This window comes from Occallatibacter sp., assembly GCF_035317045.1.
GTDB lineage: Bacteria > Acidobacteriota > Terriglobia > Terriglobales > Acidobacteriaceae > Telmatobacter.
Genome location: NZ_DATHHT010000011.1, coordinates 182144 through 205977, shown reverse-complemented (window position 1 = coordinate 205977; position 23834 = coordinate 182144). Strand labels below are relative to the sequence as shown.

General features: G+C 58.8%; 21 protein-coding genes. 9 read left to right on the top strand and 12 right to left on the bottom strand.

Annotated elements, in window-relative coordinates; translation table 11 throughout:
• The first annotated feature begins 88 nt into the window (after positions 1 to 88).
• The 7 genes from VK574_RS04215 to VK574_RS04185 all read left to right on the top strand — a co-directional run bounded on the left by VK574_RS04215 (position 89) and on the right by VK574_RS04185 (position 10216).
• The gene (locus VK574_RS04215; protein WP_472798559.1) at positions 89 to 2917 is read left to right on the top strand and encodes a beta-propeller fold lactonase family protein; all 2829 of its coding nucleotides are present in this window, start codon (positions 89 to 91) and stop codon (positions 2915 to 2917) included.
• A 311-nt stretch (positions 2918 to 3228) separates the two neighbouring features.
• On the top strand, positions 3229 to 4605 hold the full coding sequence (locus VK574_RS04210; RefSeq protein WP_472798558.1) for a Gfo/Idh/MocA family protein: 1377 nt from the start codon (positions 3229 to 3231) through the stop codon (positions 4603 to 4605).
• 187 nt (positions 4606 to 4792) lie between these two features.
• Positions 4793 to 5647, top strand: a complete 855-nt coding sequence (locus tag VK574_RS04205; RefSeq protein WP_472798557.1) for a deoxyribonuclease IV — start codon at positions 4793 to 4795, stop codon at positions 5645 to 5647.
• A gap of 70 nt (positions 5648 to 5717) precedes the next feature.
• Entirely contained in the window at positions 5718 to 6143 is a 426-nt protein-coding gene (locus VK574_RS04200) for a TA system antitoxin ParD family protein (RefSeq protein WP_472798556.1), read from the top strand.
• Positions 6143 to 6721 (top strand): zeta toxin family protein, encoded by a 579-nt coding sequence (locus VK574_RS04195; protein ID WP_472798555.1) that lies wholly within the window; start codon positions 6143 to 6145, stop codon positions 6719 to 6721. Before VK574_RS04200 ends, VK574_RS04195 begins: the two co-directional genes overlap by 1 nt.
• A gap of 28 nt (positions 6722 to 6749) precedes the next feature.
• Positions 6750 to 9257 (top strand): leucine--tRNA ligase, encoded by a 2508-nt coding sequence (gene leuS / locus VK574_RS04190; protein ID WP_472798554.1) that lies wholly within the window; start codon positions 6750 to 6752, stop codon positions 9255 to 9257.
• Positions 9254 to 10216, top strand: coding sequence for a hypothetical protein (locus tag VK574_RS04185; protein WP_472798553.1), 963 nt, complete (start codon positions 9254 to 9256; stop codon positions 10214 to 10216). Before leuS ends, VK574_RS04185 begins: the two co-directional genes overlap by 4 nt.
• Before the next feature lie 19 nt (positions 10217 to 10235).
• Here the strand turns inward: VK574_RS04185 and VK574_RS04180 are convergent, their stop codons facing one another.
• The 4 genes from VK574_RS04180 to VK574_RS04165 form a co-directional block, all read right to left on the bottom strand.
• Positions 10236 to 10820, bottom strand: a complete 585-nt coding sequence (locus tag VK574_RS04180; RefSeq protein ID WP_472798552.1) for a DinB family protein — start codon at positions 10818 to 10820, stop codon at positions 10236 to 10238.
• 17 nt (positions 10821 to 10837) lie between these two features.
• Positions 10838 to 11476 carry a cytochrome P460 family protein gene (locus VK574_RS04175; RefSeq protein WP_472798551.1) on the bottom strand — a complete coding sequence of 213 codons (639 nt, stop codon included), beginning with the start codon at positions 11474 to 11476 and terminating at the stop codon, positions 10838 to 10840.
• Between the two features lie 86 nt (positions 11477 to 11562).
• A complete protein-coding gene (locus tag VK574_RS04170; RefSeq protein WP_472798550.1) occupies positions 11563 to 12639 on the bottom strand; it encodes an MlaD family protein in 1077 nt (358 codons plus the stop codon).
• 281 nt (positions 12640 to 12920) lie between these two features.
• A complete protein-coding gene (locus tag VK574_RS04165; protein ID WP_472798549.1) occupies positions 12921 to 13304 on the bottom strand; it encodes a holo-ACP synthase in 384 nt (127 codons plus the stop codon).
• Positions 13305 to 13546: 242 nt separating this feature from the next.
• On the opposite strand from VK574_RS04165, the gene VK574_RS04160 reads away from it, so the two are divergent.
• Entirely contained in the window at positions 13547 to 13858 is a 312-nt protein-coding gene (locus tag VK574_RS04160) for a hypothetical protein (protein WP_472798548.1), read from the top strand.
• A 5-nt stretch (positions 13859 to 13863) separates the two neighbouring features.
• On the opposite strand, the gene recG is transcribed toward VK574_RS04160, so the two are convergent.
• Positions 13864 to 16179 carry an ATP-dependent DNA helicase RecG gene (gene recG, locus VK574_RS04155; RefSeq protein WP_472798547.1) on the bottom strand — a complete coding sequence of 772 codons (2316 nt, stop codon included), beginning with the start codon at positions 16177 to 16179 and terminating at the stop codon, positions 13864 to 13866.
• 119 nt (positions 16180 to 16298) lie between these two features.
• On the opposite strand from recG, the gene VK574_RS04150 reads away from it, so the two are divergent.
• The gene (locus VK574_RS04150; protein WP_472798546.1) at positions 16299 to 17015 is read left to right on the top strand and encodes a DNA alkylation repair protein; all 717 of its coding nucleotides are present in this window, start codon (positions 16299 to 16301) and stop codon (positions 17013 to 17015) included.
• Positions 17016 to 17035: 20 nt separating this feature from the next.
• On the opposite strand, the gene VK574_RS04145 is transcribed toward VK574_RS04150, so the two are convergent.
• The 7 genes from VK574_RS04145 to rfbB form a co-directional block, all read right to left on the bottom strand.
• Positions 17036 to 17479, bottom strand: coding sequence for a Crp/Fnr family transcriptional regulator (locus VK574_RS04145; protein ID WP_472798545.1), 444 nt, complete (start codon positions 17477 to 17479; stop codon positions 17036 to 17038).
• A gap of 274 nt (positions 17480 to 17753) precedes the next feature.
• Entirely contained in the window at positions 17754 to 19334 is a 1581-nt protein-coding gene (locus VK574_RS04140) for a hypothetical protein (protein ID WP_472798544.1), read from the bottom strand.
• Positions 19335 to 19426: 92 nt separating this feature from the next.
• Entirely contained in the window at positions 19427 to 20326 is a 900-nt protein-coding gene (locus tag VK574_RS04135) for a Nif3-like dinuclear metal center hexameric protein (protein ID WP_472798543.1), read from the bottom strand.
• Between the two features lie 61 nt (positions 20327 to 20387).
• Complete coding sequence (gene rfbD, locus VK574_RS04130; protein ID WP_472798542.1) at positions 20388 to 21299, bottom strand: dTDP-4-dehydrorhamnose reductase; 912 nt, start codon at positions 21297 to 21299, stop codon at positions 20388 to 20390.
• Positions 21296 to 21841 carry a dTDP-4-dehydrorhamnose 3,5-epimerase gene (rfbC, locus tag VK574_RS04125; protein WP_472798541.1) on the bottom strand — a complete coding sequence of 182 codons (546 nt, stop codon included), beginning with the start codon at positions 21839 to 21841 and terminating at the stop codon, positions 21296 to 21298. Before rfbC ends, rfbD begins: the two co-directional genes overlap by 4 nt.
• Positions 21838 to 22734 (bottom strand): glucose-1-phosphate thymidylyltransferase RfbA, encoded by an 897-nt coding sequence (gene rfbA / locus VK574_RS04120; RefSeq protein WP_472798540.1) that lies wholly within the window; start codon positions 22732 to 22734, stop codon positions 21838 to 21840. Before rfbA ends, rfbC begins: the two co-directional genes overlap by 4 nt.
• Positions 22731 to 23819, bottom strand: coding sequence for a dTDP-glucose 4,6-dehydratase (rfbB, locus tag VK574_RS04115; RefSeq protein ID WP_472798539.1), 1089 nt, complete (start codon positions 23817 to 23819; stop codon positions 22731 to 22733). Before rfbB ends, rfbA begins: the two co-directional genes overlap by 4 nt.
• Between the last annotated feature and the right edge of the window lie 15 nt (positions 23820 to 23834).

Genomic DNA, 23834 nt, shown 5'->3' with positions numbered 1-23834 from the left:
CGCGCGCTTGTGGCATGCGGCGGTTTGGGACAGGTGCTTGTCATCGGAGTGTAACGCGCGGATAGGGCTCGTTTGTTATCGTTTTGCCATGCGAATTTCGGCGTTGTTTGTGATGGCTGGCGGTTTGTGGTTGGTTGGGGTGCAGACGAACGGGGCGCAGACGATCGATCTGCCCTCGAGCAAGCAACTGTTGGAGCCGGTCCCGGGCAGCCCGCAGCGCTTGAATAGCCTGCCGATGTCGATGGCGATCTCGCCGGACGGCCGGTATGTGGTTACTGTGAATTCCGGCTACGGGACCTACGAATCGAAGTACGAGCAATCGCTGGCGGTCTTCGATACGCAGACGGGAAAGCTGACGGATTTTCCGGATGACCGCACATCGCTGCGCGCAAAGCAGACGCTGTACTCCGGGCTGGCGTTCAGCCGAGATGGCAGCCACGTCTACGCGAGCATTGGGTCGGAGACGGATCCTGAAGGCAAGCTGCCGCCTTCTCGCGGTCTCGCCGACACGGGAAGCGGGATCGTGGTGTACCGGTTCGCCGAAGGAAAGATCGAGCCGGAGAGACTGATTCACCTGCCGCTTGATCCACTTGCGCCTGGCCACACAACGAAGCTGATTGGAGAGGTCGAGGGCAACCAGGGAGTGCCGTTTCCTGCGGCGATTACGGTTGTTGAAACTGGGGGTACGGAAAAGCTGCTGGTCGCGGAGAATCTGACCGACGATGTGCTGCTGATTGATCCTGCGACGGGGAAGATCGAGCATCGCTTTGATCTCACGGAGAGCGAAGTTGTGCCTTCGACATACCCAATTGCGCTCGAGGTATCGAAGGATGGACGACGCGCGTTTGTCGCGCTGTGGAACGCGTCGGAGATTGTGGAACTGGATCTCGATAAAGCTGCGGTCGGACGCAAGCTGGCACTGCTGAAGCCGACGAGCACCATCAAGCCAGGAACGCATCCATGCGCGTTTGCGCTGAGCGGAGATGGCAGGACGCTCTACGTGGCGCTGGCGAATCGTGATGCTGTGGCAGCGGTCAATGTGGGCGCGGGGCAGTTTGCGGTTAAGGGATATTTTGATACGCGACTGCCGGGGCAGAGTTACTTTGGCGCAGAGCCGGTGGCTTTGGCGTTGAATGCGTCAGGAACCCGCCTGTATGTGGCAAACATGGGCTCCGATGCGGTTGCGGTAATCGATACGAAAAAGCTGACGGAGAAGACGTCCAAAACAGGGATGGTGGAACCGGAGGGATTTGTTCCGACGGAGTGGATGCCGATTTCGATGGCGTATCAGAATGGAAAGCTTTTTGTCGCCACAGACAAGGGTAAGGGGACGGTGCCGAATCCGAATCCTCCGAAGGATCAAAAACCAGAAGAGGGGATGCCGAAGAAGACGAATTACATTGCGACCCTTCTCCACGGTTCCTTTGCCGCGTTGAACGAAGCGGAGATCGAACACAACCTTGCGCAATCGACGCAGGCGGTGCTTGAGACCAACCGGATGAAGGCAGCAGCGGAAAAAATCACTTTTGGCGACGGGACGCACAATCGCATCAAGCACGTGATCTATATCATCAAGGAGAACCGCACCTACGACCAGATCCTTGGCGATCTCGAGCAGAACGGAAAGCCGGTAGGCAATGGCGATAAGAGCCTGACGATGTTTGGCGCGGAGGTGACGCCGAACGAGCACAGGCTGGCACTGCAGTTTGGCGTGCTCGACAACTTCTACGATTCGGGCGAAGTTTCAGGCGACGGACACGTGTGGTCGAATGCGGCGATCGGGACCGATTACCTGGAAAAGACCTGGCAGCAGGCATATCGCGGCGGAGAACGGACGTACGATTTTGAAGGCGTTGTCGCGGAAGGATTGCCGCTCGAGCAGAAGATTCCCGACGTGAACGAGCCTGCAAGCGGGTATCTGTGGGGCAACCTGGCCGCGCACGGAAAGACCTACTACCACTTTGGCGAATTCATATCGAGTGTCTTTTGCGACGAGAAGCAAACGACCAATCCGCAGCAGGGGCCGGTGTTGCCGGGGCAGACGTGCGCGCGGGAGGCGATTGCACCGGGCCAGGAGTTTCCGGCAGAGTGGGGCGGCGGCGCGAACAAGTGGCCGTGGCCTGTTCCGCTCATCGCTTCGAACACGGCGACGAAGCCGGAGCTTGTGGGGCATTTTGCGAAAGAGTCGCCGGATTTCAATCTTGCCATTCCAGACCAGATTCGCGTGGAGATATTCCTGCTCCATCTGAAGCAGTGGGAAGCTGATTTGAAGAATGGCAAGGATACAATGCCTAACTTCATCCAGCTTCGACTACCGGACGATCACACCAATGGAACGGCGCCTTTCAAACCCACACCCAAGGCTAGCGTGGCCGACAACGATCTGGCGGTGGGGCGGGCTGTGGATGCCATTTCGCATTCGCCGTTCTGGGACGATACGGCGTTCTTTATTCTCGAAGACGATGCGCAGGCCGGCGCAGACCATGTGGACGCGCATCGCAGCGTTGCGCTCGTGGTCAGCAAGTATGCGCCCAAGGCGAAGGACGGGCGCGCGATTGTCGACAGCCGATTCTATTCGACGGTGAGCGTGATTCGCACGATGGAAACGCTGCTCGGGCTGCCCCCGATGAACAACAACGATGCGTTCAGTTCGCTGATTTCGATGCTGTTTACGGGGCCGGGTGACCAGCCGGCGTATTCGGCAGACACCATGAACCGCGACAATGGCCTGATCTATGCGGCGAATCCCAAGAAGGCCGTGGGTGCGGAAGAGAGTATGAAGATGGACTTCCGGCATGCGGACCGCGCGCCCACGCAGAAGCTCAACGTAATTCTGTGGAAGGACACGATGGGCTCGAAACCGGTTCCGGCGATGCTGACGGAGAAGCGCAAGCTGAAGAAGGATGATGACGACTAGTGCCGTTATTCTTTTTGGCGCCGTTATCCCAGGTCCAAAAAGCGGGACCTGAGGAATCCGCCAAAGTGCGCGGATTGGAAGGGCACCCGTCGGTTGAGGCCATCCAGGCAGAAGAGCAACTGCAGGTTCCTCCACTCCCCGTCGCTGCACTCAGGGTCGGTCGGAATGACAGATCTTGTTAGCCAGAGATACTGGAAAGTCGCGCGCGGGTTGAGCGTGGTCGAATGCCGCTGGGTTACCAATCGTGCAAGTCCCTCGACAGAGCCGTGTATGGTTATATGCGGCGTGAATTTGCGCCTTCGGGGTGAGCTGTGCAGATCTGGAATCGTCGAAATTTTCTTAAGGTCGCAGGAGCAGTTTCGGCCGCATCGCTGGCGGGGGCGGCGCGCGCTGGTGCCGAGACGGGCAAACGGATCTTCACGCTGAGCGCCCAGGACGAGCCTGCAAAGCCGGTGGCGGCCAACGATCATATTCAAATTGCGCTGATTGGCGCCGGAGGGCAGGGCATGGGCGATACCCGCTCTGCCGTGCAGGTGCAGGGCGTGAAGCTGGTGGCCGTGGCCGACTGCTACGACGGGCGGCTCGCGCGCAGCAAGGAGGCGTGGGGCGACGACGTCTTTACGACGCGCGACTACAACGAGGTTCTGGCGCGCAAGGACATCGACGCGGTCATTATCGGGACGCCGGATCACTGGCACAAGCAGGCATCGGTGGACGCGATGAAGGCCGGCAAGGACGTCTATTGCGAAAAGCCGATGATCCATCTCTACAAAGACGGGCCGGAGATGATCGAGACGGCGAAGGCGACGAATCGCATCATCCAGATCGGCAGCCAGAGGGTCAGTTCGGTTCTGTATGCGAAGGCGAAGGATTTGCTGGCATCGGGCGCGATCGGCAAGTTGAACATGGTGACGGCGAGCTGGGATCGGAATTCGTCGATGGGCGCGTGGAACTATACGATTCCGCCGGATGCTTCTGCGGAGACCTGCGACTGGCCACGGTTCCTGGGGACGGCTCCCAAGATTCCCTTCAGCGCGGAGCAGTTTTTTCAATGGCGCAAGTGGAAGGCGTATGGCAGCGGCGTTGCCGGCGATCTGTTTGTGCATCTCTTCAGCGGAACGCATTTCGTGACCGGCGCGCTTGGACCGACGCAGGGTATGGCTACGGGCGCGATTCGCTTCTGGAATGATAGGCGCGATGCGATGGATGTGATGCTGGGGCTGTTCGATTACCGCGAGGGATTCAACTTGAGCCTGCGCGTCAATTTCGTGGATGGCGGCGAAGAGAGCGAGAGCCTGATCTTTACTGGGTCTGAAGGGACGATCCAGATCGGATGGACCGGCTTGACGGTGAACCGCGTTCCACGCGAGACGGAACCGGGCCTTACCATCGATACATTTCCCAAGGCTATGCAGGAACAGATCGAGACGGACTACCGGAAAAAGTATCCACCGCACTCCGGCAGCGCGGCTCTTGCCGGCGAAGAGAAGTACATGCTCCCGAAGGGATACAGCGATCAGTACGACCACTTCAAGAACTTCTTTGCCTCGGTGCGATCGCGGAAGACGGCGGTCGAGGATGCGGTGTTTGGATATCGTGCGGCGGGAGCCGCGTTGCTGAGCAACTTGAGCATAGAGCGGAAACAGATTGTGCGCTGGGATCCGGATGCGATGAAGCTGCTGTCGTAGGAGAGGCAGCGGGGCTAGCGCGCTTCGCGCTAGTTAGCGGCGTCAGGAGTTCGGGTGGAGGGGTTAGGTTCGTTGCTTTCCCACCCAAGCCGCAAAGAGCGCGACTTGGATGGGGCACCCGGCAGCGGAGTCAATGCGCTTCGCATTGTTCGCAGAGCGACCCTCTCGCGCCGGTTAAAATCGTGGAATGAAAAAGCGGATCGGAGTTCACCTCGGGACGGCGGGCGGTGCCTCCAATGCGGTGGAGCGCGCGAAAGAGATCGGCGCGAGCACGTTTCAGATTTTTTCGTCGAGCCCGCGGATGTGGCGTTCACCGAAGATCGATCCCGCGCAGGCCGAGCGGATGCGGACGCTGCGCGCGAAGCTCGACGTGGGACCGCTCGTGATCCATACCAGCTACCTGGTCAATGTTTGCAGCCAGACGGCGGAAATTCGAGACAAGAGCGTGGCGGCATTTCGTGGGGAGATCGAGCGGGCGTTGACGTTGGGCGCGGAATTCCTGGTGCTGCATCCAGGTTCGTGGAAAGGGATGACACGGAATGAGGGACTGAAGCTGGCGGCCGAGTCGATCGCGAAGGCCATCGATGGACTGCCGTGGCAGGGCACGGATTTCTCGATCCTGATTGAGAACACGGCGGGTTCAGAATGCTCGCTGGGCGGTAATTTCGAACAGGTAGCGGAACTGGTGCTCCGGCTCAAGACGCATGCGCCGGTTGGAGTTTGCCTCGACACTTGCCATACGCATGTTTCTGGCTACGACATCGTAACCGCCGAAGGTTACGCCGATACCATTACGCAGGCCGACATTACGTTTGGCGTGGATGCGGTGCGGGTATGGCATTGCAACGATGCCAAGGCCGCGCGCGGATCGAAGCTGGACCGGCATGAGCATATCGGGCAAGGGAATATCGGCGTGGAGCCGTTTCGCTGGCTGCTGCGTGATCCACGGTTTGCGGATTGCGCGTTTATTGCGGAGACGCCGAACGATGAGCCCGGCGACGAGGAGCGGAATGTACGGGTGCTGCAAAGCCTTGTGAAGTGAGAGCAGACCGCCGGAATCTGCCTGACCGAGCGAGGTAGCATTATGCTACCATAGGTATATGAGTCAGCCGGTGAAGCTCTCTGACGCTTTGGTTTTGGATGCACGGATCGTGGGAGACGCCCAAGAGCGCTCCATCGCCGGGCAGGTGGAGTTCTGGGCTAAGCTGGGCAGGAGTGTCGAGGTGCTGCTCGATGGTCGACAGGTGCTGGCGCTATGCCGCAGCGTGGCGGCCGCACCGTTGGCTGCGTCAGTCAGCGAGGTTGATTCGCCCGCTGGTCGTAAACGGCTGAGGAACTACCTCGAAAGCATTCCCTACCCGCATTATGAACCGCATCCGAAGCGGCCCGGCATTCTTGTTCGAACCGAAGAAGACGGGACAGAGACGGTCGGCAGGTTTGTGAATCGCGAATTCGTTGCGGACGCTCGAATTGCACCCCAGCGGGCCGTGGGCACCGGATCGCGAACATCACGCACGCGGAGATTCTCTCGGGCATAATGGATGTTCTCGATCGACGGCGTATTCTCGTCGCGTTGGCGGGACCCAACGGCGCAGGCAAAACGACTTTCTATCGCGCTTTTCTTGCGTCCTCGGGACTTTATTTTGTAAATGCAGATGTCATCGCCGTGCAATTGAACGTAGACCCTTATCGCGCCGCGCAGATGGCGGGGGTTTTTCGACGGCAGTTGCTTGAGCAGCGTGTCAGCTTTGTGTTTGAAACCGTCTTTTCCGATCCCGTCGGAGACAAGCTTGGGTTTATGAGGCAGGCCGAGGCGCTCGGCTACACGGTTGTACTTTTCTTCATTGGGATTGGAAGTCCGCAAATGTCGGACGAACGAGTAGCCATGCGAGTGTCGCAAGGAGGTCTTGATGTGCCCGCGGACAAACTGGTCGACCGCTATCCGCGCGTGATGGATAACCTGCAAAGAGCGCTGCTTGAGCTCAGCAACGTTCGGGTGTATGACAATAGCGACCTATCTCAGCCCTATCGTCTGGTTGCACTTCGTGAAGAATGCGGCGGTCTCCATTTATTGAAGCCGGTTCCCGATTGGCTTTCGCCGCGACTGCCTTCCTGATGGCCTTTCCCATTTACACTGAAGAGTGATGGCGGAAGATAAAGAACTTCGATACGACCCGGCGATAATTGAGACAAAATGGCAGGCGCGGTGGGCGGCGGACCCAGGGATGTACGCGGCCGAGCCCCACTCGTGCGGCAAACCGAAGTACTACGTGCTGGAGATGTTGCCGTATCCGAGCGGTGCGCTGCACATGGGCCACGTGCGCAACTACTCCATCGGCGACGCGCTGGCACGTCACATGTGGATGCGCGGCTACAACGTCATGCACCCGATGGGGTGGGACGCGTTCGGGCTCCCGGCGGAGAATGCCGCGCTCAAGAACAATACGCCGCCGCGCGAGTGGACACTGTCCAATATCGCGGCGATGAAGCGCCAGTTCGATCGCCTCGGCATGGGCTTCGACTGGGCGACCGAGGTTACAACCTGCTTTCCCGACTACTACAAGTGGAACCAGTGGTTCTTCCTGCGCATGTTCGAGAAGGATCTGGCCTATCGCAAGAAGAGCAAGGTGAACTGGTGCCCCGAGTGCGCCACGGTGCTGGCCAACGAGCAGGTGATCGACGGGCGCTGCTGGCGGCACGAGGACACGATTGTCGAGCAACGCGACCTGGTGCAATGGTTTCTCCGCATCACGGCGTATGCACAGGAATTGCTGGACGGGCTCGACAAACTCGATGGCTGGCCGGAGAAGGTCCGTACCATGCAGCGCAACTGGATCGGGCGCAGCGAGGGAACGGAAGTTGATTTCGGCGTAGAAAACCGGTCGGAAAAGATTCGTGTGTTTACCACGCGCGTGGATACGATTTTTGGAGCGACAAGCGTGCAGCTTGCGCCGGAACATCCCCTGGTGAAATCGCTGGCTGAAGATGATGGGGGATTGCGGGAGCAGGTTGCGAAGCTGCTTGACGAGCAGAAAAAGGCGCGTGAAGCTGGCGATATCGGCGAGATTGAGAAGCATGGAATACCGACGGGCAAGTTCGCGATCAACCCGTACAGCGGCGAAATGGTGCCGATCTGGGTGGCGAATTACGTGCTGAGCGATTACGGCACGGGCGCCATCATGAGCGTGCCGGGGCACGATGCGCGCGACTTTGAATTCGCGAAAAAGTATGCGATTCCGGTTCGCCGCGTGATTGCGCCGTCTGATCCAAGCGCCGAAGAGCCGGAGTTGCCGTACCTGTCAGAAGACGGCGTGCTGGTGAATTCGGGCGAGTTCAATGGGTTGAGTTGCCACGACGCGCAAAAGAGGCTGCAAGAGGTTGCGGCGAGCAAGAATTTCGGCGAAGCTACGGTAACGTTTCGCTTGAAGGATTGGGGCGTAAGCCGTCAACGGTATTGGGGCACACCGATTCCGATGATTCACTGCGAACGGGATGGCATTGTGCCGGTGCCTTACGATCAGTTGCCGGTGTTGCTGCCAGAGAAAATCGAAATCACGCAGCAGGGCGGCTCGCCGCTGGCACGCGTTCCGGACTTTGTGAACGTGACGTGTCCCAAGTGCAAGGGGCCGGCGAAGCGCGAGACGGACACGATGGATACGTTCGTCGATTCGAGCTGGTATTTCTACCGTTATACGGATGCGAAGAATGCGGTGGCGCCGTTCAATTCGGCGACTGTGCAGTATTGGTTCCCCATCGATCAGTACATTGGCGGCGTGGAGCATGCGATTCTGCACCTGATCTATTCCCGCTTCTGGACGAAGGTGATGCGCGACCTGGGAATGATCACGAATGATGAGCCGGTCAAGCGCCTGTTCACGCAGGGAATGGTGATCAAGGACGGCGCCAAGATGTCGAAGTCGAAGGGCAACGTGGTTTCGCCTGATGATATGGTGGCTCGCTACGGCGCCGACGCTGCGCGCATGTACGCCTTGTTTGCTGCGCCTCCTGATCGCGATCTTGACTGGCAGGAAGATGGCGTCGCCGGAGTGACCCGGTTCCTGGGCCGCGTGTGGAGGCTGGTAACGAAGTATGCGCCGGTTTGTCGATCAGCCGTTCGAGGTCAGTCCAAAACGCAGGACAGCGGAGCAGTTGCGCTGAGGCTGCTGCGCAAGCTGCACCAGACGACGGCAAAGATTACGCAGGATTTCGAGGGCCGCTGGCATTTCAACACATGCGTCGCGGCCATCATGGAATTGGTGAACGAGATACAGGGGGCGGATGCGCAATTGGCGGCGGGCGAGGTGCCTGCTCCGGTGATGCATGAACTGCTGCAGACGCTGGTGCTGCTGCTCGCGCCGTTTGCGCCGTACCTTGCGGCGGAGTTGTGGGAGGAGCTTGGCGGCGAAGGAGCGGTGCTCAGACAGCCGTGGCCGAAGAGCGATCCGGAATTGGCGAAGGAAGACGAGATTGAGATTCCGGTGCAAATCAACGGAAAGCTGGTGAGCGTGATTCGCGTGCCGGCAGGATCCGATTCCAAGGTGATGGAAGCTGCAGCACTCGAAGAGGAGAAGGTAAAGGCGCGGATTGCCGGAAAGACGCTGGCCAAGGTCATCGTTGTGCCGGGACGCGCGGTCAACCTGGTGGTCAGGTGATTACGGGCAGCAGGGCAGAACAGATTCGAGGAACGCAAACGCTGGTCGATCAGATGGGCTGGATGCTGAAGCGCCCCCTGGTCGTTGCTGTGGAAGTAAGCTGGCGATGGCTGTTCGGTGTGCCGTTTCTGCTGGTTTGCTGGTCGCGTCTGCAGCATGTGTTCGCCGTACTCACGCCGGAGGACTCCGGTCTGAGCAACATCGACCCTTCCAATCCGTGGCTCGCGGCCGGGGCATTCAGCCGCGCGGTTACGAAGTATGATCCGCTGATTGCACACGAACTGCGCTGGCTGGTGCCGATCGCAGCCGTAGCATGGATCGTAGTCTCGGGACTTGGACGCAGCTTTGCCTTCCGGCTCATGCAGGCTGGGTTGCGCTTTCGTCCCCTGTCGATGATGGCGCTTCAGACCGTCTGGCTGATTCTGTTTGGAGGCATCTGCTGGGGCTGGTTCAGGTCTGTCGCCTGGGTGGCGACAACTCATTTTCCCGCCAACAGCGACCCGGACCTGATCGGTTTCTCCATCTGGCTCATCTTTCTTTCGCTGGGGTTCTTCACGCTGTGGGCGCTGGTGGGGTGGATCGTCTCGGTTGCGCCTGTACTAATGCTGATGGAAGAGTGCTCCGCACCTTCCGCTCTTGGATTAGCCCTGAGACTGGGACGCCCGTTCACGTCAGAGCTGTTCGAGATCGGGATGGTGATGGGAATCGTGAACCTGGCACTGATGGTGGTGGCGATGGTGCTGTCGGCTGCGCCGCTGCCGTTCAGCGATCAGCTTGGTAGCGATGCGCTGCACGTGGTGTGGACCGGGGCGACGGTGTTTTACCTTATTGCGCACGACTACTTTCAGCTGGTCCGGCTGAAGTGTTTTCTCCAGTTCTGGAAGATTTTTCGCAGCCAGCCGGATGGATTTCGCGCGGTAGGTTGGAGTCATTGCGAACACCGTCGTCATCGATTCTGAGCGCCCAGCGGAAACTCCATCATTGTGCCGTCGGACGGCCACTCCCAGCCGTGGTAGCTGCGCCGGCTTGCGGCCAGCGCGCATGTCGCCGGATTCTCCCCAATTGGTATCTGTGGTGTCGCACGTGTGCTGCAAGAAACATGATGGCTTGCAACACGCTCATCCATCCGCTCACCGGGTGTCGAAAGCCAGCATAGCCGGTTTGGTTTTCGCGGAGTTCACTGGCCCACTGCTCCAATTGCGTTTGAGATTCGTTCCAGGCTGCAATCAACTCCACCAAATCGATTTCATTGCCTGGGAGAATTACACGGGATACCAGGCCCGGTACTTTCACGCGTGCCGGAGAACGCATCAGCAGAATGAGAAGGTCGCTTTTGACGCGATGCACGAAGGCCACGCGGTCACATTGCCGCACGTTTTTCTGGATCTCAGCCAGGATGCCGCGCTCGGTTCGGATGACGTGATCGAGCACTTGAAGCGCCGACCACGAACCAGGTTTGCAACAGAGGCGAAGCTGCGCAGGAGCCCACGTAGCCACGTTATTCAGAAATAAGTCCTTCTGCTGCTGGAGCAAGCGAAACTCACTTACGGCCAATTCGCCCATGCAGTTTGCTCCGGTGCCTACTTCGAGCTTGCTGCGGCTTCTTCTTTCAGGTAGCCGGCAGCGAGCGTTCCCTTTGCTTTCGCAACGGGCAGCAGAGTCGGATAGAACTGCACGAATGTAGTGTCCACAGCCGCGTGAGCTGCGTGGCAAGTGTAACAGGGCGCGCCCTGGGGGACGAGCGTTCCGGTCTTATCGGGAGAATCAAATTCGAAAAAAGCCCACTTGCCGGGGAAGCGCGCTTCATCCTTCACGTGGACTTCGATGCCCATGATCCCGGTGTCCTGGAAATGGCCGCGCTGGTTGATCGACCCTTTGGTTTTCGCTCCGCGCACTTCAAGAACCATGAAAGTCTTGTCGGGCCAGATTCCGGTTGCCACAAAGCTGCGCCAGGCGGCGGGATTTACGAATACATTGTCGAAGACGGGTTGGCCCTGCATGTCCATCGCTTTCGGCGAGTAGCTCATGTCGATGCCGGATGTGAGGTAAATCCACTCGCGATAATCCCGAGGCGGCAGCAGATCGCCGTTGGCGGCATAGGCTGGGGCGTCGGTTGTTGCCGCGTGGGCTATCGCGGCTGGATGCCGACAGAGCGACACGGCCGTTGCGAGCGACAGAAGGCAGACCACGGCTGCCAGGTTTCGAGTTCCAGCGAACACAAGGACCTCCGATGGGATAAGAATCAGTTTCGAACGACCGGAAGTTCCGCAAAACGGATGGAGTTAGTGGTGCCGGCAATCCCGAGCTAAAACAATTTCAGGCGGATGACGAGATATTTTTTAGGATCGTCGCGGATGCTTTTGACCAGTTGCCGAGTCTGGTCCATGGTCTGGTCAGTGTGGTCGTAGAGAGACCGGTTCTGCATCAACTGTCCGATGGTGCCCTTGCCCTCGTCGATACTGGTGAGAATGCCGTCGAGGCGCGTTACCGTGTCATCGAGTTTTTTGGCAAATTCCGGATCCTTCGCTAGCTTGCCGATCGATCCCTTCCCTGCGTTTACGTCGGCAAGGAGTTGATTGGCGCTGGTGACCGCAGTGTTCAGATTCTTGTAGAGCGTGTCGTCCTTGACGAACTTGCCGGCCGTGCCCTGGCCATCCTGAATGCCGCTTGCAATCTGGTCGAGCTTATCAATCACGGAATTGGCGTGGGTATAGAGCGTGTCGTCATTGACAAGTTTGCCCAGCGTTCCGTGTCCATTGCTGATGGCTGCCGTTAACCTGTCGAGGTTGTCAGCAATGCGGTTCAATTTGGAATAAAAGACCGGGTCATTGATCAGACCGCCAAGTGTGCCGCGCCTTGAATTCAGAGTCTCGACCAGCTTGTTGGAGTTACGCATCAGCCGGGTGATTTCTTCGATTCCTGTCTGGCTGGCGCTGATAACGCTCTGTAAGTTGGATGCTTCAATCGAGACGAGTTCGGCGTTGTTGGCTGGCTGAGGGCCATTGGCGTGGGCGGAAGTGATATCGACATAGCTATCGCCGAGGACGCCTGCCTGGACAATCGAGGTTGTCGAGTCAACATGCAGATCATGAATATACTTGCCGCCAACCCGCATGCTGATCTCAACTGGCTTGGGGCCGCGTTCGGGCACGACGCGTATCCGCGTGATGTTGCCAATGGTGACGCCCTCAAGGGTTACCGGAGCGCCTGCCTTCAGGCCGCCTGCATTATCGAAATAGGTGCGAAGGGTGAGCTTGTTGGCGAAAAGGCCTCCCTCGGAGGAATTCATGAGGAGGATGACGAAAACCAGAACGGCCATGGCCGCCAGGACTAATGCGCCAACTCTCAGCTGGGACCACTGAATCTCTTTGCGGCTTGGCACGCCTACCTCATGAAGAAGCTGACCCGACCAGTCTGCGTCGTCGCCTTGAGAATAGCAGAAAGGGCAGGGGTTACCGAGCAGTTTGGTGAGGAGGCTGGAAGGTGAAACGAACGGGGTTTCTGTGGTTGGACCACGAAGGAGGAGCATGTTCTTTCGTTGCCAATGTGAATCAGGTGTTTTTGCGGACAAGGATACATGGGCAGCTCTTTAGCATTTAGATTCTGACATTTAGCAAAGGACGGCCGATGGATGGCGTGGCTGCTTTCGATTGGCTCGGGATCTCAGCCCTGGTTTTCCAGAATCACGTTGGCCATCGAGAGGCTTGCGGTATGCGTGATCGAAAGCGCGGCGTGAGCTACGCCCAGTTGCGCGGCAATCTCGGCGGCGCGGCCATGGAAGCGCAGGTTGGGGCGACCGCCGGGCTCCCGCACCACTTCGATCTCCAGCCAGTTCACGCCTCGGCTGATGCCTGTTCCGAGGGCCTTGGCGCCGGCCTCTTTGGCGGCAAACCGAGCGGCCAGGCTTTCGGCCGCATTGCGTTTGCGCAGGCAGTAGGCCTGCTCGGCGGGGGTGAAGACGCGATCCAGAAATCGCTTTCCGTAGCGCTCAAACGATTGCTGGATGCGCGCGATTTCAACCAGGTCAATACCGCTGCCGACGATCATGCTGTGTACCAAACTAACATCCGGAACCAGGGGCTGTAGAAATGCGAGCGTGCAGTGGATGGAAGGGATTCTGCTATTGGCTGGCGAACCGCTGCCTCGCTACGGCACAGCTTGAACCTTCCATCCTTCCCGCCGATAAAGCGGACATGAGGCAGGCTCAAGATTTAGGCAATCCGCTCCCGACAAATGCGATTCCATGGGCATTGCAGATGCGGGCAATCTCGCGGGAGGAGCCGTGCCGGATGGTCAAATCTCTGACCGGCGCGATTCTCGGATGCGGAGGCTGGGTTCTGAGCCGGAGCGCAAGCGATGCGGGTCTGATCGAGATCCTGTTTGAATTTGAGCGGGGCTCCTGCCTGGAAATCTACAGCATTTTGATTGCCGCGGGACTGGAACTCAGCCAGGGTGCCCACATTCGCTTTACCGAGCTCTGCCAGTGCACGAAGATGGTGCGGAAAGATTGCCGGGAAGAAATTGTCAGCATCGATCTGGAGGTACAGACGTCGCCGCTTCCCGAAGCGGGGGACGACGGTTGTCTCTTGTTGCCGCATTAATGCTTTTAACCGGCTTCGACCAGTCCATAACGCCGCTGCCATGCCTCTTTGAGGCGAGCTTTGATGCGTTCCTGTTCGCCTTTGGGGTATTCGCCGGGGGTTGCGACGAAGTGCGCTGCTTCGCGCTTGGCGAGTTCGAGGAGTGCGCGGTCGCGGACGAGGTTGGCGACGCGAAAATCGGGGAGACCGGCCTGTCGGGTGCCGAAAAATTCGCCGGGTCCGCGCATGGAAAGGTCAAGCTCCGCCAACTCAAAGCCGTCCTGGGTGCGGACCATCGCATTCAGGCGCTCTTCCCCTTGCTCGGAGACGTAGGGACCAGTGATGAGGATGCAGTAGCTCTTGGCACTTCCACGGCCGACGCGGCCGCGAAGCTGATGCAACTGCGCGAGGCCGAAGCGCTCGGCGTGTTCGACGACCATGACGGTGGCGTTGGGAACGTCGACTCCGACTTCAACGACCGTGGTTGCGACGAGGACGTCAATTTCACCGCGTTGAAAACGGCGCATGATCACTTCTTTTTCATCGGAATCCAGGCGGCCGTGAAGCAGGCCGACACGCAACCCGGCGAGGGGGCCGGTGCGGAGCTTTTCGTGCATGGCGACGGCGGACTTGAGCTCTGCTCCTTTACTTTTTGGAGCGGGCTTTTGGCTGGAGATGCCGGAGAAGAGCTCCGCGGTTTTGCCTTTGCGTATCTTCTTTGCCGGTTGAGTTACGGGCTCCGCGATCGTTGCTGTTGATTCGTCGTGCGAGAAATCAAGTTCGGGCTGGTCGTCGGTACTGCCTTCAATGACGGGGTAGACGATGTATGCCTGCCGCTTTTGCGCGACCTGCTTGCGCACGAAATCCCATACATCGTCGGCGCGTTCCTCGGGGACCCGTCGCGTGACGATGGGAGTGCGGCCGGGCGGCAATTCGTCGAGGATGCTGACGTCGAGATCGCCGTAAAGCGAAAGGGCCAGTGTGCGCGGAATCGGAGTTGCGGTCATGACCAGCACGTCGGGCTCCGGCTGATTCGGCTTCTTCATCAGCTTGAAGCGCTGAAGCACCCCGAACCGGTGCTGTTCGTCGACGACCACCAGGCCCAGGCGATCGAATTCGACTTTTTCTTCGATGAGGGCGTGGGTGCCGATGACCAACTGGGCCTCGCCGCGATTGATGAGGCCGCGGTTGGTACGCTTGCGTTCCTCATCGAGCGAGCCGGTGAGCAACACGATGCGATACTTTCGCGAGGAGCGCTCGAGCAGCTTCCGAGCGGCGAGGAAGTGCTGCGTAGCGAGAATTTCGGTGGGCGCCATGAGCGCTGCCTGATAGCCGTTTTCGATGGCCACGAGCATGGCCTGGAGGGCGACGATGGTTTTGCCCGATCCGACGTCCCCTTGCAGCAGGCGCCGCATGGGATTGGGCGCACGCATGTCGGTAACAATCTCGCCAAGGGTTCGCTTTTGCGCGGCGGTGGGGTGAAAGGGCAAGACTTCCCGGATGGCATTGCGGACCTTGTCGCTGGTTTCGAATGCGATTCCGCTACGTTCGCGCATGCGACGGCGCTTGAGTTCAAGACCCAGTTCAAGAAAGAACAGCTCCTCGAAGATGAGGCGGCGATGTGCCGGCGTCGCCCAGGACTGCAGTTGCGTCAGCGAAGTTCCTTCGGGCGGGAAGTGCACTTCGCGGAGCGAGGCTTCGCGGTCGGGCATGTCAAGGCGCCCAAGCATCGTTGCTGGCAGGCACTCCGGCACAGTGCCGCGCATGCTTTCGAGCAAGTTGAAGATTACTTTGCGCTGCCAGCGGGAGGCGAGTCTTGCGCCACCGAGCGACTCGTATACGGGTGTGATGCGGCCAACCTCGAGCAGGCGGGTCTCCGCATCGTCGCTCGAGTCGGGCAGGATCTCGAATTGCGGCTGGATCATTTTGAAGTTGCTGGACGAGCGGGAGGGTTCGATCTTGCCATAGAGAGCGACGGTCTGCCCGGCGTGGAATTTGCCGTCGAGATACGTGGCGTGGAACCAGAGGCACTTGAGCACGTGGCGGCCCTGCCCAACGGTTACCTCAAAGAGCGGCATGCGGCGCGTCCGCAGCAGGGCTGCGCCGCGTACTTCGGCGATGACGCTGGCGGTTTCGCCGGGCTTGAGTTCGTCGAGACTGCGGGGGTTCTGGCGGTCCTCATAGCGAAAAGGAAGATGGTAGAGCAGATCTTCGGCAGTCCGGATACCTTTCTCGGCCAGCATCTTCGAGAGCTGCGGACCGACACCGCGCACAAACTGGATTTCACTTTCAAGGCCGGGCACACTCAGGATGCTAACGCATTCCGGCGCGGGCCATCCCATGTCGGCATCACGGGTCGCGAGGCAAGCTTGCAGATTCTTCGAAGGTATTGCGCTTTGGGCGGCCACATCGGATAATCCACGGCAACCCTAATGCGATGCCCGCGAGACTGGAGACGCAGATGCCTACCGTTGCCGCAATCATGTCGGAATTAAAAAAGAAGGGGAAGGAACAGACACGCAAGATTTATGCGCGCCACGGGATGGATCCGGAACGGCTGTATGGCGTCAGCGTTGCCGATATGAAGGTGATCGCGAAGACCATCCGGGGAGAGCAGGCTTTGGCGTGCGAGCTCTATGAATCCGGAATCATGGACGCGATGTACCTGGCCGGCATGGTGGCCGACGGATCGAAACTGAGCAAAGCCCAACTGAACAAATGGGCGAAAAGCGCTGTCGGTCTGCAGATGATCTCGGAGTACACGGTGCCGTGGCTTGCGGTCGAGAATGCCTCGGCGCGCGAGCTGGCGCTGGAGTGGATGAAAGCGAAGGACGCCGCCGTTGCCGCGTGCGGCTGGTCCACGTACGCGGGACTCTTGTCGTTGAGAGCCGACGAAGATCTTGATCTCAAGGAGATTGAAGTGCTACTCGGCAGGATTCCGAAGGAGATTGGCACTGTGCCCAACCGCGTGAAGTACACGATGAACATTTTCGTGATCGCTGCGGGAAGCTACGTCAAACCTCTGTTGCACCAGGCCAAAGCAATCGCCAAACAGCTTGGCACGGTCAAGGTTGATATGGGCGAGACTGAGTGCAAAGTGCCGCTGGCGGCTGCATACATCGAGAAGATCGAAAAGATGGGGCGAGTGGGGAAGAAGCGTAAGACATTGCGCTGCTGATGGCCCTGGCTGGAAGTACTCTAGAACTCGGAAATCGCGTGCCGCGCTGTGCGCACTTCGGCTGCGAGGACACGGAGCACTCTTAATGTAAGGGACGGATCGCTGAGCATAAGGCTGTTGAAATCTTCCTTGCTCACGAAGCCGAGTTCCGCATCCTTTTCGGCATTGGCCGTAAGAGTGTACGGTTCATTTCCAACGAGAGCCGGCAAGCCCAGCAGCGAACCAGGATGAAGCGCGATCGAAAGCAGGCTGCCCCCGGTAGGCGATTGCATTGTGAGCCTCGCCCTTCCCTTGCGGAGGATGTAGAGGCCGGCAGGGGCGCCTCCCTGCACGAAAAGGGAGCGCGGTTCCGTGCACACCATCGTCGAAGAGCGTTTTTCCAGAGCTTCGATCAGTTCCTTGTCCGCAATGAATGAGGAAGAATCAAAATTCACCGAAGCGCTCCAGAATGTATGTGTAGCCATACCGATCACGACCCTATCCAAAGAATAATTTCATGGATTCAGGCGCTCTCCTGTGATGTTAGTCACATGCGGGTGGTTGAGACCGGGTTTGAAGTTTTCCGTCGGGCGATTGTCAATCTAAAGTTAATGATCGCTTTTATGACGCAACGCAAAGCATCAATGAGGGTTATTGCCTCGTATCGAAGGCTTGAGCGGGGAGCGCCGGCGAGGGGTTCAGCACGTTCCATGGAGTTGCCGGGCTCAATTTATTTTCGCTGGCTCAATGCGATGAACTTCATTTTTTGGTCGGCTCAACGGTATTCAGGGCTGTCGCACCTGCGGGAGTTCCCGGCGTCCGGGCGAACATGACATAGATTTCTTTTCCAGTGGTTTCCCGTTCCACCTGGGTCCAACCGGGCGTGCGTTTCAAGAGGTAGGAGATCGGCATGGAGTCAGTTACGAGGATGTGGTCGATTCTGTACTTATCGAATAGTTCAAGGGGCCCGGCCAGGTACATGACCTGGAGATAGGCGGCAAGAACTCCGTGATGCTCGAAGATATCGAATCGCGAATCGATAAAGTCGGGCTTGGAATCGAAGGTCATCATGCCGCCGACATAGTCGGAGTTGAAGGTGCGCCACGAGGGTTGAATCGACGCCAGCGTTTGCAAGGGGAAGAAGGAGCTCAGCTTGGTGTCCAGTTTCTTTTCGGTTGGGAAGATGAAAAAGAAAGTGAGGGCGGCAGCGGTGACCATGAAGGCATTGGCTGCCGGAATTGTTTTTTCATCCGATCCGAGATTGAAAGCCCGGCGAAGATCGACCGCGAGAAAGGGCGTGGTGAGTATTGCGGCCATGAAGAGGAAGCGCATGTGGATGAGCGCGGCATACCAGGCGAAGAAAATGAAAGCCAACTCGTAGACCCGCCACTTGCGGCCTTGAATTGCGTTGCAGATCACCATGAGACACATGGCGCCAAATGCTGCTGCTCCGGCGACGGAAGTGAGATCCAGGGGCTTCCATTCCATCACGTTGGCGATGTTCAGTTTCTGGTTGAACATCATGTCGATGGGGTTCCAGACGAGGTGCCACCCATACGGATTGACGAAGAGTGCGCCGATGGAAAGACCGAGAACGGCGAGGAAGCGATTCCGTTCGGCAGGAGTGAAGGCCTCCTGTTCGACGACACCTTTTTTCACTCCGAACGCGCCGCAAAGGATGTACAGGACAAGCAAAGCCAAGCCGATAAGCCAGCTGCCGTGCAGATTGACCCAGATGCAAAAAAGGGGTGGCAACAACCAGAGGGCGCGTGTCTTTCCTCGTTCTGTTGCTTCAAGAATGCCAAGCTCGAAGGACATGGCGATGTAGGCCATTGCGATGGTACGGGGGCCGGCGTTTACAGAGATGAGCAGGAACGCGAGTCCGGCCGCCCACCATGCCGCCCCGGCGTGACCCGAGCGGCGGTAGCCGCGCCAGTACATGAAGGCAAGGTTGACGGCGGTCATCAACCATTCAACGAGATAGATGCCGCGAAGGTGAAGCGCCTGGTAGCTGAACCAGTAGGGAAGTTCGGCGAGCCATTCCGGGTTCTCCCACGGCTGTCCGCCGACGGTAAAGGAGTTGGTTTCGGTCGTCATGAAGTGATGCGTCGACATAAGCTGACGGGCATTCGCCAGATGCCACCAGATGTCGGGGTCGCGCAGGGATTCGAGAGTGGGATTGAGCGAAGTGGTGAAGATGACCGGCAGCACAATGAGGACAGAGATGCTCATCAGGTGCCGGGAGAAAATGCGTTTGAAGATGCGCAGCATCGGGCTGGTTGTCCCGACGGGCGCATCCTCGGCGTGCACGGGGCTCTCAATGGCGGAGGTGGAGTCCATTGTTCTACGTTACCCGCCGGACGATCTGGCGGGGAAGTGCAAGAGGGGGGGAGAGAATACACGGTGGTACTGTCAGGCCCCTCGGATCTCGATCACTTTTTCTGAATAGAGGTGTGCGGGACGGTCTGAAATGGTTCGCCTGCGGGGATGAACTGAATGGGCATTCCCGGAAAGATGGTGTGCAGCCATCGGGCGCACTCGTCCATGCCGGCTTCCTCTGAGACAACGTGACCGAGCAGGATAAGGGCTTTGGGTCGGCCCTCAGCGGCGGCATCGACGACGTATGGGACGGTTTCCCACTCGCGCGATTCACCAGCGACGAGAAGCTGAACGTCATCCTGCTCGAGCGTCTTGATCTGGCGATCGGCTCCGGAGGCACCGGGCATCAGCGCGATCTGCGTAACGGACATCGCCGGGTCTCCGACAATGCGGATGGCGCGGGCGCCAGTACTTTTCTGAAGCGAAGCGGCGACCTGGCCGACTGTCGTTGGGGGAAGCGTGAACAGGTTGGGATTCGCGCTGTTCTGATACTTTCTCCATCCAAACTGGTCGATCATGCCGGCGAGGATTCCGTCGGGTTTGCGTAGGTGCCAGGTGTCGTGGAACCGATAGACGACGAGGTGGTGCTCGCGGATGTAAGCGAGCTTCTGTTGGTAGACGGGATCAGAGACAAACTGCGACTGCTGGTCGAGATGGTTGTAGAAGGTCGGTTCGTGGGTGATGATGAGGTTCTTGCCGCTTGCCACGGCTTTTTCGAGTACCGGATAGGTATCCATGAACGTGGTGACGATGCCGGTAACCACGGTGTTGGGATCGCCTGCCTTGAGCGTATCGACGGTATCGGGAGGGGGTGTTGCTCCGGTGGCCGCGATGACGCGCTGCATTACTTCGGCGGCGGTGAGGCCTTTGCTGGGGCTTTGCGCCACGCAGGCGGGCAGAAGAAACATCAGCGACGCTAGAAACGTGGCGTGAAGGTTTCCAATTCGAGTCACAACTCCTCCAAGGAATCCGATTCGGAGGAAGTCTACATTGCCAGACTGCGAGCGTCTGTGATCAAAGCTTCGGATGCGCAGCGATCGCCACCAGAACTTCATCGAGCGCGGACTTCCAGGGAGCGAGGCACACGTTGAAGGTGCGCTGCAGCTTGTCATTGGAAAGTACTGAATTCAAAGGACGTTTTGCGGGGGTGGGGTAGTCACTGGTCGCGATCGGATTGACTTTGGGAACCTCGTCTTCAAGAAGCTTGTGTGCGCGCTTGAAGATGGTGCGCGCGAATTCGTACCACGAAACTCTGCCGGAGCAGGTCATGTGGTAAACGCCGGACCAGGACGGAGACGCACCAAATTTCTTTTCCAGTATGCCCCCGGAGATTGCTTGAGTCGCCCGTGCCAATTCCGCGGCGGTTGTGGGGGCGCCTACCTGATCGTCGACCACATTCAGGGAGTCGCGTTCGCGGCCGAGGCGCAGCATGGTGAGGACGAAGTTCTTGCCTTCAGGCGCATAGACCCAACTTGTGCGGAAGATCAGATGTCGGCCACCTACGCTGCGAATCGCTTCTTCGCCCGCGAGTTTGCTGGCGCCATAGACGCTGAGCGGATCGGTCGCGTCGTCTTCGACCCACGGTCCACGCTTCGAACCGTTGAAAACGTAATCGGTGGAGTAGTGAATCAGGAGAGCGCTGGCGCGCTGAGCCTCTTCCGCGAGTATGCCGGGAGCGCGCGCATTGATGGCGAAGGCGAGATCGCGCTCGCTCTCGGCGCGATCGACGGCCGTATACGCTCCGGCGTTGACAATGATGTCGGGCGCAATTTTGCGCACCTGATCGCGGATCTGGTCGGCGTCGGCGAGATCGAGGGAGGCGCGGTTGCAGCCGATCACTTCGGCGGACTCTGCAAAGCTCTTGAGCAGCGCCCGACCTACCTGACCGTCGGCACCGGTGACGAGAACGCGCGGCCAGATGCTCACGCGAATACCTCTGCGGTTGCGAGCGTTGCCCCTTTCGCGTCTTTCTCTGACACGATCGCTTCTTCTGGCACAACGGGCCATGCGATGGCGAGTTCCGGATCGTTCCACACAATGGTGCGCTCGCCCTGGGGGTTGTACGAATCAGTGACCTTGTAGGCGAACCCGGCGACTTCGCTGAGGACAAGGAACGCGTGGCCAAAGCCCTCGGGGATCCAGAGCATGCGGCCGTTTTCGCCGGTCAATTCAACGGCGACATGATCGCCGAAACAGGGTGAATTGCGGCGCAGATCAACTGCAACATCGAGCACGGCGCCGTGCGTGGCGCGGACCAGTTTCCCCTGCGGGTTGATGGTCTGGTAGTGGATGCCGCGAATTACGTTCTTCTTCGAGATCGAAAAATTGTCCTGCACCCAGGTGCATGGCAATCCCGTAGACTCGAATGCCTTGTGATTCCAGGTCTCCCAGAAAGCGCCTCGATTGTCGCTGTGAATCTTCGGCGTAATCAGGAGCACGCCGGGTAGGGAGGTTTCTTCGATATTCATAACTCGCTGATTCCTGCGGGAATTTGCCGCTCGTTGCGCAGCGCGAGGAGGTACTGTCCATATCCGCTCTTCGCCACGGGTTTGGCCAGTTCTTCAAGCTGTTCGGCGGTGATGTAACCGAAGTGATAGGCAATCTCTTCCGGGCAGGCGATCATCAATCCCTGCCGGCGTTCGATGGTTTGAATGTAGAGGCCGGCCTCGAATAGCGAATCGTGAGTGCCGGTGTCGAGCCATGCCATGCCGCGGCTCATGACCTGCACTTTCAACTTGCCGGCTTCGAGGTAGAGGCGGTTGAGGTCGGTGATTTCGAGTTCGCCGCGCGCGGAGGGTTTGAGGTCGGTGGCGAGCCTAACGACATCGTTGTCGTAGAAATAGAGTCCGGTAACGGCGTACCGCGACTTCGGCTGTTTGGGCTTCTCTTCAATGCTGATGGCCTTGCCCGCGTCATCGAATTCAACCACGCCGTAACGCTCGGGATCATGCACCGGATACGCGAAGACCAGCGCGCCGCTTTTCAATTGCGCCGCACGCTGCAGATCGCGCGAGAACGATTGGCCGTAGAAGATGTTGTCGCCGAGGATGAGCGAACAGGTATCGTTGCCGATGAATTCGTGCCCGATGGTGAATGCCTGGGCGAGGCCGTCCGGGCTGGGCTGCACGGCATAGGTAAGGTTGATACCCCAGCGCTTGCCGTCGCCAAGGAGTTGAACGAAGCGATGCGTGTCCTCAGGCGTGGAGATGATGAGAATATCGCGTAGGCCGGCGAGCATCAGCGTGCTCAGCGGGTAGTAGATCATCGGCTTGTCGTAGACGGGTAAAAGCTGTTTCGAAACGACGTGTGTGACGGGGTAGAGACGTGTTCCCGAACCACCGGCAAGAATGATCCCCTTCATTGCGCAATCCTCTCCTCGTAGTTCTGCTTGATCCACGTGAGATAGGCGCCGCTGCGCACATTCTCGATCCAGGATGCGTGATTGAGATACCACTCGACGGTGTTGCGAAGACCGCGCTCGAAGTCAACAGAGGGCGTCCAGCCAAGCTCCCGTGCGATTTTGCGCGCATCGATCGCATAGCGACGATCGTGGCCCGGCCGATCTGCGACAAACTTGATGAGATTGCGACGCGGGCCGATGTTTGCATCGGGACGGAACGTGTCGACCAGGTCGCAGATCGTATGCACGACATGCAGATTGTTGCGCTCGCTGTTGCCGCCCACGTTGTAGGTTTCTCCGAGTTTGCCGCGCTCGAGGACCGCACGAATGGCCGAGCAGTGGTCGTCGACGAAAAGCCAGTCGCGGACGTTCTGGCCATCCCCGTAAACCGGCAGCGCTTTGCCTTCGAGAGCGTTCATGATCATGAGCGGGATGAGCTTTTCGGGAAACTGGAAAGGGCCATAGTTGTTGGAGCAGTTGGTGGTGAGCACGGGAAGCTTGAACGTGTGGAAGTAGGCGCGTGCGAGGTGATCTGAAGCTGCCTTCGAGGCCGCATAGGGGCTATTCGGCGCGTACGGTGTTGTTTCGGAAAACGCCGGGTCATCGGGGGAAAGCGTTCCGTAAACCTCGTCGGTGGAGACATGCAGAAAGCGGAAGTGGGCTTTCGCCGCATCGTCGAGCGTTGACCAGTAGCGGCGTGCCTGTTCGAGCAGCGTGTAAGTGCCTTGCACGTTGGTGTGGATGAAGGCGCCGGGATCGACGATGGAACGATCGACGTGGCTTTCGGCGGCAAAGTGCACGATGGCGCGCGGACGATGCCCGTTGAGCGCCGCGGCAACTGCCTCGGCATCGCAGATGTCGGCGCGCACTAGTTGGTAGCGCTTGTCGTCTTCGAGGGCCGCGAGGTTTTCGGGGTTGCCGGCGTAGGTCAGCAGGTCGAGATTCACAACCGGCGTGCCGACCGTCTCGATCCAGCGCAGCACAAAGTTCGAACCAATGAATCCGGCGCCACCTGTAACGAGAATCTTGTTTTGGGTATCTGTCATCGACGAAGTTTTTCC